Annotated in this window: 14 protein-coding genes; 2 read left to right on the top strand and 12 right to left on the bottom strand. The window is 63.2% G+C overall.

Translation table 11 applies throughout. From position 1 onward, the window contains the following. Window positions 1-581: 581 nt before the first annotated feature. The gene (locus CH281_RS25480; protein WP_094695844.1) at window positions 582-1,265 is read right to left on the bottom strand and encodes a pyridoxamine 5'-phosphate oxidase family protein; all 684 of its coding nucleotides are present in this window, start codon (window positions 1,263-1,265) and stop codon (window positions 582-584) included. 92 nt (window positions 1,266-1,357) lie between these two features. On the opposite strand from CH281_RS25480, the gene pdxR reads away from it, so the two are divergent. Beyond that, window positions 1,358-2,761: a MocR-like pyridoxine biosynthesis transcription factor PdxR gene (pdxR, locus tag CH281_RS25475; RefSeq protein WP_256984031.1), complete on the top strand. Its 1,404-nt coding sequence runs from the start codon at window positions 1,358-1,360 to the stop codon at window positions 2,759-2,761. Here pdxR and murA read toward each other — a convergent pair. Continuing rightward, window positions 2,754-4,007, bottom strand: coding sequence for a UDP-N-acetylglucosamine 1-carboxyvinyltransferase (gene murA / locus CH281_RS25470; protein WP_027497895.1), 1,254 nt, complete (start codon window positions 4,005-4,007; stop codon window positions 2,754-2,756). The genes pdxR and murA overlap by 8 nt on opposite strands. A 53-nt stretch (window positions 4,008-4,060) precedes the next feature. On the opposite strand from murA, the gene CH281_RS25465 reads away from it, so the two are divergent. After that, on the top strand, window positions 4,061-4,654 hold the full coding sequence (locus CH281_RS25465) for a cob(I)yrinic acid a,c-diamide adenosyltransferase (protein WP_094695843.1): 594 nt from the start codon (window positions 4,061-4,063) through the stop codon (window positions 4,652-4,654). 19 nt (window positions 4,655-4,673) lie between these two features. Here CH281_RS25465 and CH281_RS25460 read toward each other — a convergent pair whose 3' ends face one another. From CH281_RS25460 to CH281_RS25410, 10 genes are all read right to left on the bottom strand, one after another. Further along, window positions 4,674-5,111: a DUF2550 domain-containing protein gene (locus CH281_RS25460; RefSeq protein WP_027497897.1), complete on the bottom strand. Its 438-nt coding sequence runs from the start codon at window positions 5,109-5,111 to the stop codon at window positions 4,674-4,676. Between the two features lie 29 nt (window positions 5,112-5,140). After that, entirely contained in the window at window positions 5,141-5,500 is a 360-nt protein-coding gene (locus CH281_RS25455) for a F0F1 ATP synthase subunit epsilon (protein ID WP_027497898.1), read from the bottom strand. A 30-nt stretch (window positions 5,501-5,530) separates the two neighbouring features. Beyond that, window positions 5,531-6,979, bottom strand: coding sequence for a F0F1 ATP synthase subunit beta (atpD, locus tag CH281_RS25450; protein ID WP_027497899.1), 1,449 nt, complete (start codon window positions 6,977-6,979; stop codon window positions 5,531-5,533). Between the two features lie 3 nt (window positions 6,980-6,982). Continuing rightward, window positions 6,983-7,954: a F0F1 ATP synthase subunit gamma gene (locus CH281_RS25445; RefSeq protein WP_032383690.1), complete on the bottom strand. Its 972-nt coding sequence runs from the start codon at window positions 7,952-7,954 to the stop codon at window positions 6,983-6,985. Between the two features lie 52 nt (window positions 7,955-8,006). Beyond that, on the bottom strand, window positions 8,007-9,650 hold the full coding sequence (gene atpA / locus CH281_RS25440) for a F0F1 ATP synthase subunit alpha (protein WP_027497901.1): 1,644 nt from the start codon (window positions 9,648-9,650) through the stop codon (window positions 8,007-8,009). An 88-nt stretch (window positions 9,651-9,738) separates the two neighbouring features. Next, the gene (locus tag CH281_RS25435; protein ID WP_027497902.1) at window positions 9,739-10,566 is read right to left on the bottom strand and encodes a F0F1 ATP synthase subunit delta; all 828 of its coding nucleotides are present in this window, start codon (window positions 10,564-10,566) and stop codon (window positions 9,739-9,741) included. Between the two features lie 8 nt (window positions 10,567-10,574). Further along, entirely contained in the window at window positions 10,575-11,144 is a 570-nt protein-coding gene (locus tag CH281_RS25430) for a F0F1 ATP synthase subunit B (RefSeq protein WP_027497903.1), read from the bottom strand. Window positions 11,145-11,151: 7 nt separating this feature from the next. Beyond that, a complete protein-coding gene (locus CH281_RS25425) occupies window positions 11,152-11,391 on the bottom strand; it encodes an ATP synthase F0 subunit C (RefSeq protein WP_027497904.1) in 240 nt (79 codons plus the stop codon). A 78-nt stretch (window positions 11,392-11,469) separates the two neighbouring features. Beyond that, on the bottom strand, window positions 11,470-12,195 hold the full coding sequence (atpB, locus tag CH281_RS25420) for a F0F1 ATP synthase subunit A (protein WP_027497905.1): 726 nt from the start codon (window positions 12,193-12,195) through the stop codon (window positions 11,470-11,472). Between the two features lie 441 nt (window positions 12,196-12,636). Continuing rightward, complete coding sequence (locus CH281_RS25410) at window positions 12,637-13,068, bottom strand: hypothetical protein (RefSeq protein WP_045840958.1); 432 nt, start codon at window positions 13,066-13,068, stop codon at window positions 12,637-12,639. Window positions 13,069-13,128: the final 60 nt, after the last annotated feature.

Genomic DNA, 13,128 nt, shown 5'->3' with positions numbered 1-13,128 from the left:
TCCTGAGCCAGGATCAAACTCTCCGTAAAAGACTCTCGATCAACAGTCGAAACTGCAAATCAGTCATAAACATAAAGAGTCAAATCACTAGCAAAAAAAACTCAACTAGCATTTTTGAAACAACACTCGACAACAACCACCACAAGCGGATGGCTGATACATCGAATGCATTCACCAAATAAAATTCGGCACTGACATTCATCGACACACTGTTGAGTTCTCAAAGAACACGCACACACTCGAACCCCACGAACACACAATCCGTAAGCCTCAAGGGCAACTGTTCCAGCCTATCCCAGCTTGGTCTCGGACACAAGGCCCGACTCTTGGGGGATAAAACCTGCCGAGCCACACGTCCAACCTCGTTCACCCAGTCCGTGAAGACCGGGTCGGTGTCCGTCGCTCTGACTCGACAAAAGTTACGCCACCAACCCCACACACGCAAATCGGCAGGTGGATCGAGTTACCGCCGGCATCCGCGCAGGTCGGAGGACCTGTGCGCGAGAAGGCCTCGCATTCGGCCGGCACATCCCCGCATGTGACGCCAGCCATATCTTGCGAACAGTCGACAGAAACGGGTTTCACGAGCGGGACAACGCCAGAACGTGGTCGGGCACATCGAGGTTCGGTTCCACATCTTCCCCACGCTCTGCAGTGCCGACGTATTCACCGATCGGAATCACACCCGCCCACACTTCACCTGCTGCAATGTCGGCCTCGTCGTCGATCGGTCCGCCGGTCCGCGCTTTCACCGATGCTTCGTACAGCGGTAGCGCCAACACACTGGTCGCCGCCAGCTCTTTCCTCGTATGCGCCCGCAGATATGTGCTTCTACCCGGAACGACCTGATCGACTATGGCGTCCAATGCCCGTGCCCGTTCGTCCTCGTCCTCCACTCGACGCGGCCGTCCCACGATGACGGCGCTTCGATAGTTCATCGAGTGATGGAACGCGGACCGGGCCAGAACCAACCCGTCGACGACCGTGACCGTCACGCAGATGTCCTGATCAGGTGCCTCCACCAGGCTTCGAGAGGCGACCGAACCATGGAGGTACAGGGTTCCCGCCCTGTCCGGCCCCTCCGGGTCCAGGCCGAACACGGTCGGAAGCACACGTGGCACGTTCCCCACCAGCACCCCCATATGACAGAGGCGAGCCGATCGGAGCACGTCGAGCAATGCCGTCCGCTCCGACTGCGCACGCTGCCGACCTCGGACCACGGTGGTTCTGGATGTTGGGGACAGAAGTGTTTCGTCGGCCGTCATGCCACCAGAGTGCCGCGCCGTTGGCTCACTGTCATGGTCCAATAGGGAGCAATAATGCTAGGCCACTTTCTGCCATGGACAGGTGACGCACGATGACCTTGCCGCCGAATGCCCTGTCGATCGCGATCGATCGAGCCGACCGCCGCACTTTGCCCGTTCAGGTAGCCGACGGTATCCGGGCGGCAATCGATCGCGGCGAGCTCGAGCCGGGCGTCCGATTGCCAAGTACCAGAGCACTTTCCGTCGAAATGGGTCTGGCTCGTGCGGTGGTGGAGAAGGCGTACGAGCAGCTCGTCGCCGAAGGATGGCTCGAGGCACGTCGTGGATCCGGCAACTACGTCCGAGATGTTCCGCATGCCGTTCGGTCGGACCACAGGCTGCACCGAGCACAGGAAGGCCCACCCACTACTCAGCGCATTTCGCTGCGCCCCGGAATACCGTGGACTCCGCCTCGCGCATCCGATGCGTGGAAGCGGGCATGGCGAGACGTCGGTGGCTCTCCCCCGCCGGGCGACTATCCCGATCCGGCCGGCTCACTCGACTTGCGCAAGCGCATTGCAGACTTGCTCGGCCGTGCACGCGGGCTGCACACCACCGCGGATTCGATCGTCGTCACCACGGGCAGTATTCACGGTCTGGACCTGGCACTGGGTGCCCTCTCCGCAAACGTCGGCGTCGAACATGTTCTCGCACTGGAGAATCCGGGATACCGGGCTGCTGCTGCCCTCGCTACACACCGCGGGTGGTCCGTTCACGACATCCCCGTCGACCGCGAGGGCCTCGTCGTCGACGAGCTCGAATCGGTTCCTCACGGCACCCCGGCCGTTTACGTCACTCCCTCACACCAGTACCCCACCGGCGGACTCATGCCCATCGGTCGTCGGCGCGCCCTGGCGGACTGGGCACGAAGTAGCGGAACCACCATCATCGAGGACGACTACGATTCCGAATTCCGTTACGGCATAGCACCTTTGACGACGGTCACCGAGCTCGTTCCGGACCGTGCCGTCTACCTGGGAACGGTATCGAAGACGCTGGGTGCCGGCGTACGCCTCGGATGGATGGTCGCTCCCCCGTCGATGGTCGAGCGCATCACCGACACACGTCGCGCCATCGGCGACTTCCCGTCGGTTCCCGTCCAGCAGGCCATGACCTCGCTGTTGCGCGACGGCGAATGGGACCGGTCCGTACGCACAGCACGTCGGATCTATCGGGCACGTGACCGCGTCGTCGCCGCTGCGCTGGCGCCATTCGGCGAACTTCGGGGCGTCGGTGCCGGGCTGCACACGGTGCTCGTGCTCGACGCAGACGTTGCACGCGATATTGCAGCCGACTGCGCGGACAACGGGGTCGATCTGCCGACACTCGCACATTCGACGCGATCGCCGACCACCGATGGTGGCATCGTCGTCGGCTACGGGTCGGTGGCGGACGATCGATTCGAGCGCGCGCTACGAGTGCTGGTCGACGCTCTCGAGAAGAGGTCGGTCAGCTGACCCGCTCGATGCTCCCGCCGAGAGCGGTCAGGTTTTCCACGAATCGCGGATAGCCCCTGTCGATGTGGAACACGTCGTGCACTTCGGTCGTACCGTCCGCCACCAGCCCGGCCAGGACCAGCCCGGCCCCAGCTCGAATGTCCGAAGACCACACCGGCGCGCTGGAAAGTTGGGGAACACCGCGAACCACAGCATGGTGGCCATCGGTACGCGCATCAGCGCCCAATCGGATCATCTCCTCGACGAACCGGAAGCGTGCCTCGAACACGTTCTCTGTGATCATCGACGTCCCGTCGGCGACGGTTGCGAGCCCGATAGCCATCGGTTGCAGATCCGTGGGAAACCCGGGGTACGGCAACGTCGCAAAGTTCACTGCTCGCGGCCGTTCGTGCTGAACGACGCGGAAGCCGTCCGGTTCGCTGGTCACCTCGGCACCCGCAGACCGCAGCTTGTCCAGTACGAGCGAGAGATGTTTCGGGTTGACCCCACGCACTCGAACGTCCCCGCGCGTCATCGCGGCCGCGATTCCCCACGTAGCAGCGACAATTCGGTCGCCGATGACGCGATGAGTCGTCGGCTTCAACGCGCTGACACCCCGGATGGTGAGGGTCGAGGTGCCTGCGCCCCGGACATCGGCACCCATCTCGTTGAGCATGTTGCACACGTCGACGATGTCCGGTTCGCGTGCCGCGTTATCGATCACGGTCTCACCGGTGGCGAGCACAGCCGCCATCAGGATGTTCTCCGTCGCTCCCACAGAGGGGAAAGCCAACCTGATGTTCGCGCCGCGCAACTCGTCGGCTTCCGCCACGACGCATCCGTGTTGAATTTCGCTGCGCGCCCCCAGCAACTGCAGTCCGGACTGGTGCATGTCCAGCGGACGCGACCCGATGGCGTCTCCGCCCGGCAATGCCACCACCGCTCGCTTGCACCGCGCGACGAGAGGACCGAGGACACAGACCGACGCTCGGAACTGGCGAACAGCCGCGAAATCGGCGTGGTATTTCGGCATGGCCGGGGTCGTGATGTGGACGACCGAGCCGTCGAGCTCCACCTCGCACCCGAGTCCGCGCAGCACCTCCGCCATCAGCGGAACATCCAGGATGTCGGGGCAGTTGGTGATCGTGCTGGTTCCCTCGGCGAGCAGGGCCGCGGCCATCAGCTTGAGGACGCTGTTCTTCGCACCACCGACCGCCACCTCACCCACGAGGCGATTACCACCGTTGACCAAAAAGCGTTCACTCACTTCGACAGCGTAGCCAGCGGTACCGACCGGCACCCGCGCGGTACCGTAGCCGCATGGCCGTTCACCTCACGCGCATCTACACCCGGACCGGCGACGACGGGACCACGGGATTGAGCGATTTCTCGAGGGTCTCCAAGAACGACGAGCGGCTGGTCGCCTACGCAGATTGCGACGAGACCAATGCGAGCCTCGGAGTCGCACTGGCACTGGGAAATCCGAGTGAATCCGTGCGGACCGTCATCCGGACCGTTCAGAGCGACCTGTTCGACGCCGGAGCAGACCTCTCGACGCCTGTCGTCGACAATCCGGAATACCCACCGCTGAGGATCGATCAGAGTTACATCGACCGCCTCGAAGCCTGGTGCGACGAATTCAACGACGAGCTACCGGAGTTGACGTCGTTCATCCTGCCCGGCGGAACACCTCTGGGAGCGTTGCTGCACGTTGCGCGCACCGTGGCTCGGCGCGCGGAGCGGTCGGCCTGGGCAGCGGTTCACGCCTCCCCGGAAACCACGAGCGATCTACCGGCCAAGTACCTCAACAGGCTCTCGGACCTGCTGTTCATCCTGAGCAGGTACGCAAACCCGGAGGGCGACGTGCAGTGGATACCCGGAGCGAGCCGCTCGACAGATACCGATACCGACTGATTTCCGGCAAGCGACTCGTTCAGGCCGCCGGCCGACGGCGGCGCGAGCGCCCCGACGGGCGTGACTCCACCCAGGACAGGAAAGCGGTCAACGCACTTCTGTCCAGTGCCATTTCGTACTTCTTGCCGTTGTCCGACAACTCCAGCACAGCGATGTCCGGGGTCATGATGTCGAACTCGGTGTCGCGTGGGGCCCGTCGGTCCCCCACCTGAACGTCCTGTCTACCGAGCCGATGATCGGGCCCGGGCCGCAGACTGGACAGCTTGAAGAACACCAACGTGTTGTCGCCGTACCGAATGATGCCGTGCCGCCAACCGGCACCGCCCTCGGACGGCAGCACACGCATGATCGCCGCCGTACCACCTCGCCGCAGCACGGCCAGACGATACGCAAAAGCCGCGACGAGCCCTGCGAGCAGCACAACCAGAATGATCAGAGCAATCAATCCGGAGTGCATCGCAGGTCTCGTCGCGGCTTCTCGTGAACCTAGGACCGCTCGACAGCGCGGATACGTCCCTTGGCCACCGCAATGGCCTCGAGGTCGTCGCCGTTCTCTGCCACTACAGCCCGTGCCGATTCGACATCGATGTCATCGGCGAAATCGGCGGACTCCGCCAGCACTGTGACGGTCTTACCCGTCACCGACAGGAAGCCACCGTGCACCGCAGCGATGATCTTCTCGCCGTCGGTCGTCGTGATCGACACCGTGCCCGCCTCGACCAGCTGGCCGAGGACAGGCTCGTGGCCGGCCATGATGCCGATCTCACCTTCGGTGGTCTGAGCACTGACGATGGTCGCAGTACCGGACCACAGCTTCTGCTCCACAGCGACCAGAGAGACCTCCATGCCGCTCTTCTCGGAAGAAGTCACGTCGGTCTACTTTCCGGCCATCTTCTTCGCGGCTGCCTCGACGTCGTCGAGACCACCACAGCTGTTGAAGGCCTGCTCGGGAAGGTGGTCGTACTCACCCTTGGTGACCTTGTCGAACGCCTCGATGGTGTCCGAGAGGGACACGACCGAACCGGCCTCGCCAGTGAACTTCTCGGCAACGATGAAGTTCTGGCCGAGGAACTTCTGGAGACGGCGTGCGCGGCCGACCAGAACCTTGTCCTCTTCCTGAAGCTCGTCCATACCGAGGATGGCGATGATGTCCTGCAGCTCCTTGTACTTCTGCAGGATGCGCTTGACCTCGTTGGCGACGCGGAAGTGCTCGGCACCGACGATGCCGGGCTCGAGGATGCGCGAGGTCGAGCTCAGCGGGTCCACAGCGGGGTAGATACCCATCTGCGAAATCGGACGCGACAGCTCGGTCGTCGCATCGAGGTGCGCGAACGTCGTGGCCGGAGCCGGGTCGGTGTAGTCGTCGGCGGGGACGTAGATCGCCTGCAGCGAGGTGATCGAGCGGCCACGGGTCGAGGTGATGCGCTCCTGGAGCTCACCCATCTCGTCCGCCAGCGTGGGCTGGTAACCGACGGCCGACGGCATACGACCGAGAAGGGTCGACACCTCCGAACCTGCCTGCGTGAAGCGGAAGATGTTGTCGATGAACAGCAGCACGTCCTGGCCCTGCACATCGCGGAAGTACTCCGCCATGGTCAGTGCCGACAACGCCACGCGCATACGCGTGCCGGGCGGCTCGTCCATCTGTCCGAAGACGAGGGCGGTGTCCTGGAGGACGCCCATCTCTTCCATCTCGAGGTGAAGGTCGGTGCCCTCACGAGTACGCTCGCCGACTCCTGCGAACACCGAGGTGCCCGAGAACTCGCGTGCGATACGGGTGATCATTTCCTGGATCAGCACGGTCTTGCCGACGCCAGCACCACCGAACAGACCGATCTTTCCGCCCTTGACGTACGGCGTCAGCAGGTCGATGACCTTGATGCCGGTCTCGAGGATCTCGGTCTTGCCCTCGAGCTGATCGAAGGCTGGTGGCTTGCGGTGGATGCCCCACTGCTCGCCGTCGCGGCCGAGTCCGGGGGTGTCCAGGCAGTCACCGAGGGCGTTGAACACGTGGCCCTTGACGACGTCACCGACGGGAACCGAGATCGGCTTGCCGGAGTCGACGACAGCCGTGCCACGGACGAGGCCGTCGGTGGGCTGCATCGAGATGGTGCGAACCAAGTTGTCACCGAGGTGCTGTGCAACCTCGAGCGTCAGGGTCTTGGCCACGGTCGGCAGAGTGATCTCTGCGTTGAGGGCGTTGAACAGTGCGGGAATCGAGCCGCGCGGGAACTCGACGTCCACAACGGGGCCGATGACCCGAACGACACGGCCGGACTGTGTGTCCGCTCCGCTCGCGTTCTCTTGGGCTACTGCTGCGGTCATTGCTTAGTCACTTCCTGCGCTGTCGGCCAACGCGTTGGCGCCACCGACGATTTCGCTGATTTCCTGGGTGATCTGGGCCTGCCGAGCCTGGTTGGCCTGACGGCTCAAGGTCTCGACCAATTCGTTCGCGTTGTCCGTCGCTGCCTTCATGGCGGTACGACGCGCCGCGGACTCCGACGCTGCTGCATCGAGCAACGACGCGTAGATCCTGGTGCTGATGTACTTGGGCAGCAGCGCCGAGAGCAGAGTGCCTGCCTCCGGCTCGAACTCGTACTGTGCCTGCACATCCGCGGTCGGTGAGTCGGTCAGCGCGTCCGCACCCATCTCGAATTCCTCGTCGGTGTACGAGATTTCGAGTGGTGCCATCCGGCGAACTTCGGGCTTCTGCGTGAGCATCGACACGAAGCGGGTGTAGACGATGTGCAACTCGTCCACGCCCTCGACGGTGCCTTCACCGTTGGGAGCCTCCACCTCGGTGCCCGAACCCGCCATGAACAGCTCGACCAGATGCTTACTGGCCTTCGCTGCATCGGCGTATCCGGGTTCCTGCGAGAAGCCCGTCCAGGCACCCTTCACGTCCCGCTCACGGAACGTGTAGTAGCCCAGGCCTTTTGCGCCGAGCACGTAGATGACCGGGTCCTTGCCCTCGGAGCGCAGGAGCTGGAACAGCTCCTCCGTTTCCTTGAGGACGTTGGAGTTGTAGCCACCGCACATACCGCGGTCACTGGTCACGACCAGGACTGCGGCACGCTTGGGCTCTGGTCGCTCGTTGAGCAACGGGTGATCGAGCGAGCTCGATGCACTCGCCAGCGCGGAGAGCACCTTCGTGATCTCTTCCGCGTACGGCTTCGATGCGGCAACGCGGGCCTGCGCCTTGGTGATTCGCGAAGTTGCGATCAACTCTTGCGCTTTGGTGATCTTCTTCGTCGAGTTGACCGACTTGATACGGGAGCGAAGCTCGAGAATGCTTGCCATCTAGCTGTTCACGCTCCCTTCTGTGCTCGTCATGTCACCTGTCATCGCCGGCCTACTTGCTGACTGTCTTGCGGGTGACGTTGACCTGCTCCTGGCTGACCTCGTCGGCGTTCAGAGTGTCTGCCTCGGCCTCGTTGACGACGCGATTGCCGTCCGAGTCCACGAAGCCGGCCTTGAACTTCTCGGTCGCTTCGGTCAGCGCCTTCTGGTTGTCCTCGTCGAGAGCCTTGCCACCGGCAATGCTGTCGTAGACGCCGCTTGCGTTGCGGTGCAGATCTTCGAGCAGCTCGGTCTCGAAGCGGCGAACATCGCCGACCGGAACGGAGTCGTACGTGCCCTGTCCTGCGAGCCAGATCGACACGATCTGGTCTTCGACGGCCACCGGTGCGTACTGATCCTGCTTGAGCAGCTCCACCAGGCGAGCGCCGCGCTCGAGCTGCGCCTTCGACGCTGCATCGAGGTCGGACGCGAACGCCGAGAAGGCTTCGAGCTCACGGAACTGAGCAAGCTCGAGACGAAGGGATCCGGAGACCTTCTTCATGCCCTTGGTCTGCGCAGCGCCGCCGACTCGGGAAACCGAGATACCGACGTTGATGGCGGGACGGACGCCCTTGTTGAAGAGGTCCGATTCCAGGAAGACCTGGCCGTCGGTGATGGAGATGACGTTGGTCGGGATGTACGCGGAGACGTCGTTGGCCTTGGTCTCGATGATCGGCAGTGCCGTCAACGATCCGCCACCGAGCTCGTCGGACAGCTTCGCCGAACGCTCCAGCAGGCGGGAGTGCAAGTAGAAGACGTCACCGGGGTATGCCTCGCGGCCCGGCGGGCGACGCAGCAGCAGCGAAATCGCGCGGTAGGCCTCGGCCTGCTTGGTCAGGTCGTCGAACACGATGAGGACGTGCTTGCCCTGGTACATCCAGTGCTGGCCGATGGCCGAGCCGGTGTACGGAGCGAGCCACTTGAAGCCGGCCGAGTCGGACGCGGGTGCGGCGACAATGGTGGTGTATTCGAGTGCGCCCTGCTCTTCGAGTGCAGCCTTGACGCCTGCGATCGTGGAGCCCTTCTGGCCGATGGCGACGTAGATGCAGCGAACCTGCTTCTTGTCGTCGCCGCTCTCCCAGTTGGCCTTCTGGTTCAGGATCGCGTCGATGCAGACCGCAGTCTTGCCGGTCTTGCGGTCGCCGATGATGAGCTGACGCTGGCCGCGGCCGATCGGGGTCATGGCGTCGATCGCCTTGATGCCGGTCTGCAGCGGCTCCTCGACGGGCTGGCGCTCGAGCACCGAGGCAGCCTGCAATTCGAGGGCGCGGGTCTCGGAGGACTCGATGTCGCCGAGGCCGTCGATGGGCTTGCCCAGCGGGTCCACGACGCGACCGAGGTAGCCGTCGCCCACGGGGACCGACAGCACGTCTCCGGTGCGCTTGACTTCCTGGCCTTCTTCGATGTGCTCGTAGTCACCGAGGATGACGGCACCGATTTCGGTGGCATCCAGGTTCAACGCGACACCGAGGACTCCGCCCGGGAACTCCAGGAGTTCGTTGGACATCGCCGACGGCAATCCGGACACGTGAGCGATTCCGTCGCTCGTGTCCGTAACCGTGCCGACCTCCTCGCGGGAAGACTCCGGTGAGTAGCTCGCGGTGAAGTTATCGATCGCGCTACGGATCTCGTCGGAGGAGATCGTCAGCTCCGCCATAGTGTTTCCTGCTCTTCCTTCGAATGATCGCGGTATGAAAAGCCTCGAATGCCGAGGCAATTCTTCTCGTTACTGTGTCCGTGTCGGACTATTTGAGCGTCTTTCGCAATGCAGCGAGGCGGCCTGCCCCGCTACCGTCGATGACCTCGTCGCCGATACGAACGACAAGTCCGCTGAGCAGTTCGGTATCGACCTCTACGTGCACCGTGACCTGCTTGCCGTACGTGCGGGTCAAGGTTGCGGTCAGCTTTTCGAGCTGACTGTCGCTCAGTGGGGCTGCGCTGCGTACGTGTGCAACTGCGCGGTCGCGCTGTTCGGCGGCAAGATCTGCCAGTCCGTTCAGAACGTCGGCGGGTGCCGCCTTCCGTGGACGCGTGACGGCCTGCACCGCGAGCGCCTCGGTGACCGCGGTGACCTTGCCGTAGAGCAGACGACCCAGCAGTTCGCGCTTGGCCTGCGCCGGCTTGGAGCGATCCGACAATGCCTGCTCGAGCTGCGGGTTGGCAGCCACGATGCGGCCGAGCCGGAACAGCTCGTCCTCGACCGTGTCCAGCTGGTCCTGATCGGCAGCAGCGCGGAGCAGAGCTTCGCGTCCCAACTCGACCAGCGAGTTCAGCAGGTCACGGGCGGTGGACCAGCTTTCGCCGGCCGCAGCCTTGACGATGGTCGCCGTTGCGCTCGACACCTGGCCGGAGAAGACCTCTCCGGCCAGAGCGCTTCGTCGATCGCCCTCGACCGAGGAGTCGGCGAGAGCGGTACGCAACGTGCGCTGCGCGTCGAGAGTCTCGACGACGGCGAACAACTCGGCACCGGTCTGAGCGGCGACGGCCGTTGCCTCGCCGCCCGACGCGGACCCCAGAGCTTCGTGGGCGACCGACCGTGTGCGGGCGAGCGCCTCACGAGAAGTTGCGTACATGGTTCGACTCACTTTCCTGATGCGGAGTCCGCGGTGACGGAATCCAGCTCGTTGAGGAAGCGATCGATCGAACTGGAACGCTTCGCGTCATCGGAGAGCTGCTCTCCGATGACCTTCTCGGCGAGTTCGACGGCCGTACGTCCGAGGTCGCCACGAAGTTCGGTGACGATCTGCTGACGCTGAGCAACGAGCTGACTGTGGCCTGCGGCCACGATCCGATCGCTCTCTTCCTGCGCCTTTTCCTTCATCTCGGCGAGAATCGCCTGTCCCTGGGTGCGCGCTTCCTCGCGGATCTGCGCAGCTTCGGAACGGGCGTCGGCGAGCTGAGCGTGGTACTGCTCGAGAGCAGCCTTCGCCTCTGCCTGTGCCTGCTCGGCCTTCTTGATTCCGCCTTCGATGAGCTCGGAACGCTCGGAGAGGACCGTCTGGAAACGCGGTACGACGTACTTCCAGAACAGGAAGCCGATGATCACGACACAGACGATCGACCAAACGATGTCGTATGTTGCGGGCAGCAGCGGGTTCTGGGATTCCTCCCCCTCCGCCCCGGCTGCGAGCAGCGTTATCGCGTTTGTCATCGCGCTCTCAGAGAATGAAGCCGGCGACGAGGCCGATCAGGGCGAGGGACTCGGTGAATGCAATGCCGAGGAACATGGTCGTACGGAGCTGACCGGCCAGCTCGGGCTGGCGAGCGGTTGCTTCCATGTTCTTGGCGACGACGAGGCCGAGGCCGATGCCACCACCGATCGCTGCGAGGCCGTAGCCGATGGCGCCGTATCCGTTTGCGGTGATTTCCTGCGCCTGGGCCAGAACTTCAAGGCTCATTCGGTTTTCCGTTCCCTTTCTTCGGTCCACATCCGGGTGTCGGAGGTGGCGGTGTAGCTAGTTCGGTCTGTTGGTCGGTCAGTGCGAGTCGGCGTGCAGCGACAGATCGATGTAGATCGCCGTCAGCAGCGCGAAGATGTATGCCTGCAGGAAGATCACGAGCATCTCGAACATTGTGAACAGGAAGCCCATGATCAGCGAGGGTGCGGCGAAGATCTTCAGGCCGGCAGAGGCCTCGAAGAGGAAGAACTGCGTGGCGCTGAAGAACAGCACGAGCATGATGTGACCGGCGAGCATGTTGGCCAGCAGACGCACCGTCAACGTGAACGGGCGAAGCACGAAGTTCGAGATGAACTCGAGCGGGATCAGCAGCACGTGCATGGCCTTCGGAATGCCCGGGATCACGATCGTGCCCTTGACGAACTTGGCTGCACCGAACTTCTTCACACCGGCGTACACGAACGCGATGTACGCGACTGCGGCCAACACGATCGGCAGACCGATGCGGGCGTTGGCAGAGATGTTCAGGAACGGTATGACCGCGCTGAGATTCACCGCGAAGACCGTGAAGAAGATCGTCATGATGACAGGCAGGAAGCGGCGTCCCTGTTCCTTGCCGAGGACATCCTCGGCCACGTGGATCCGGACGAAGTCGAGAGCGATCTCGGCGACGTTCTGGATTCCGCGAGGAACGATCTTGGGGCTGCGCAGAGCGATCAGCATGAAGACGATCAGCAGAGCCGACATCAGGATGCGGATGAGCATCAGCCGGTCGAGCTCGAACGGGGTTCCCTCGAACAGCACCGCGGGAGGAAAGAAATCGGATAGTGACGGCGGATGGAACTCCGCAGCCAGAGTGGTGACGCTCAGCGGTCTCTCCCGTGTTCGGGCCGCAACCGAGTAACGGCTGCGGTTCGATCGGACAATGACGATCTATCAAGTCGACGAAAATCGGCTCGCAATCGTCAGAGGCTGAGGCCCGGTCTTCATCGGCCAAGCGTCTGTCGGGTGTCGGCGACTCACGTCGACTCGGCAACTCTCAGGGCGAAACCCTACGTTGCCGAAGTCTGTGACTCCGGGCCTACTGTAAGGAAGCTCACGCTGATGGTTACCTGCGGGGGTCCAGTCCGGGGAAAAAGTCTCTTTCGTCCCGGTCTTGCCCATCGCTTGATGCAAACTTTATCAACAGAACTACGACGTTGTGTAGGCGGCCCTCAGCTTAACCGATTACGACAGCTTGTCGTACTACGACTTGTCGGGGTTCCCGTCGGCAGGAACGCTGTCGACGTAGCCCACCTTCGTCTTGACGACACCGAACACCTCCGCGCCCAGGACCACCACCAGAGCCCCCAGAATGGTCAGCCCGAGCGAATACCGGTTGTAGAAGTCCGCATCCTTGAGTGCCACGAGCACGATCAGCGCGATGACCATCTTGACCAACCACCCACCGAGCAACAGCGCTCCGACCGCCGACGCGGGAAAACGCGTGGTCAGAGCCACCGACAGCGCGGTCGTGATGACGAACCCACCCCCGATGGCCACTCCGATGATCGACCCCCACAATCCTGGAGTTCCCGCAGCAGCAACCGAAATCCCCACGCTCACCACCGTCAGTACCACCAGGCCGATGAGGCCGTAGCGGACCGCGGCACGAAGCGGTGCGAATTGGTCGGGCATGGGCTGCGGGGTGAAGGTCACAGTTGTCGAGAGTACCCAGTCGCACCCGGTGGCCGGCAC

Origin of the sequence: Rhodococcus sp. 06-221-2, from assembly GCF_002258365.1 — a bacterium.
Classification (GTDB): Bacteria; Actinomycetota; Actinomycetes; order Mycobacteriales; family Mycobacteriaceae; genus Rhodococcoides; species Rhodococcoides fascians.
This window is presented reverse-complemented; position numbering and strand designations above follow the sequence as displayed.

Bases quoted from the DNA above. Each gene is read 5' to 3' on its own strand.
- pdxR (WP_256984031.1), top strand. From the start codon at position 1,358: ATGACCTTGCCGCCGAATGCCCTGTCGATCGCGATCGATCGAGCCGAC.
- CH281_RS25480 (WP_094695844.1), bottom strand. From the start codon at position 1,265: ATGACGGCCGACGAAACACTTCTGTCCCCAACATCCAGAACCACCGTG.
- CH281_RS25410 (WP_045840958.1), bottom strand. From the start codon at position 13,068: ATGCCCGACCAATTCGCACCGCTTCGTGCCGCGGTCCGCTACGGCCTC.
- CH281_RS25455 (WP_027497898.1), bottom strand. From the start codon at position 5,500: ATGGAGGTCTCTCTGGTCGCTGTGGAGCAGAAGCTGTGGTCCGGTACT.
- CH281_RS25425 (WP_027497904.1), bottom strand. From the start codon at position 11,391: ATGAGCCTTGAAGTTCTGGCCCAGGCGCAGGAAATCACCGCAAACGGA.
- CH281_RS25430 (WP_027497903.1), bottom strand. From the start codon at position 11,144: ATGACAAACGCGATAACGCTGCTCGCAGCCGGGGCGGAGGGGGAGGAA.
- atpA (WP_027497901.1), bottom strand. From the start codon at position 9,650: ATGGCGGAGCTGACGATCTCCTCCGACGAGATCCGTAGCGCGATCGAT.
- CH281_RS25460 (WP_027497897.1), bottom strand. From the start codon at position 5,111: ATGCACTCCGGATTGATTGCTCTGATCATTCTGGTTGTGCTGCTCGCA.
- CH281_RS25465 (WP_094695843.1), top strand. From the start codon at position 4,061: ATGGCCGTTCACCTCACGCGCATCTACACCCGGACCGGCGACGACGGG.
- atpD (WP_027497899.1), bottom strand. From the start codon at position 6,979: ATGACCGCAGCAGTAGCCCAAGAGAACGCGAGCGGAGCGGACACACAG.
- CH281_RS25445 (WP_032383690.1), bottom strand. From the start codon at position 7,954: ATGGCAAGCATTCTCGAGCTTCGCTCCCGTATCAAGTCGGTCAACTCG.
- CH281_RS25435 (WP_027497902.1), bottom strand. From the start codon at position 10,566: ATGTACGCAACTTCTCGTGAGGCGCTCGCCCGCACACGGTCGGTCGCC.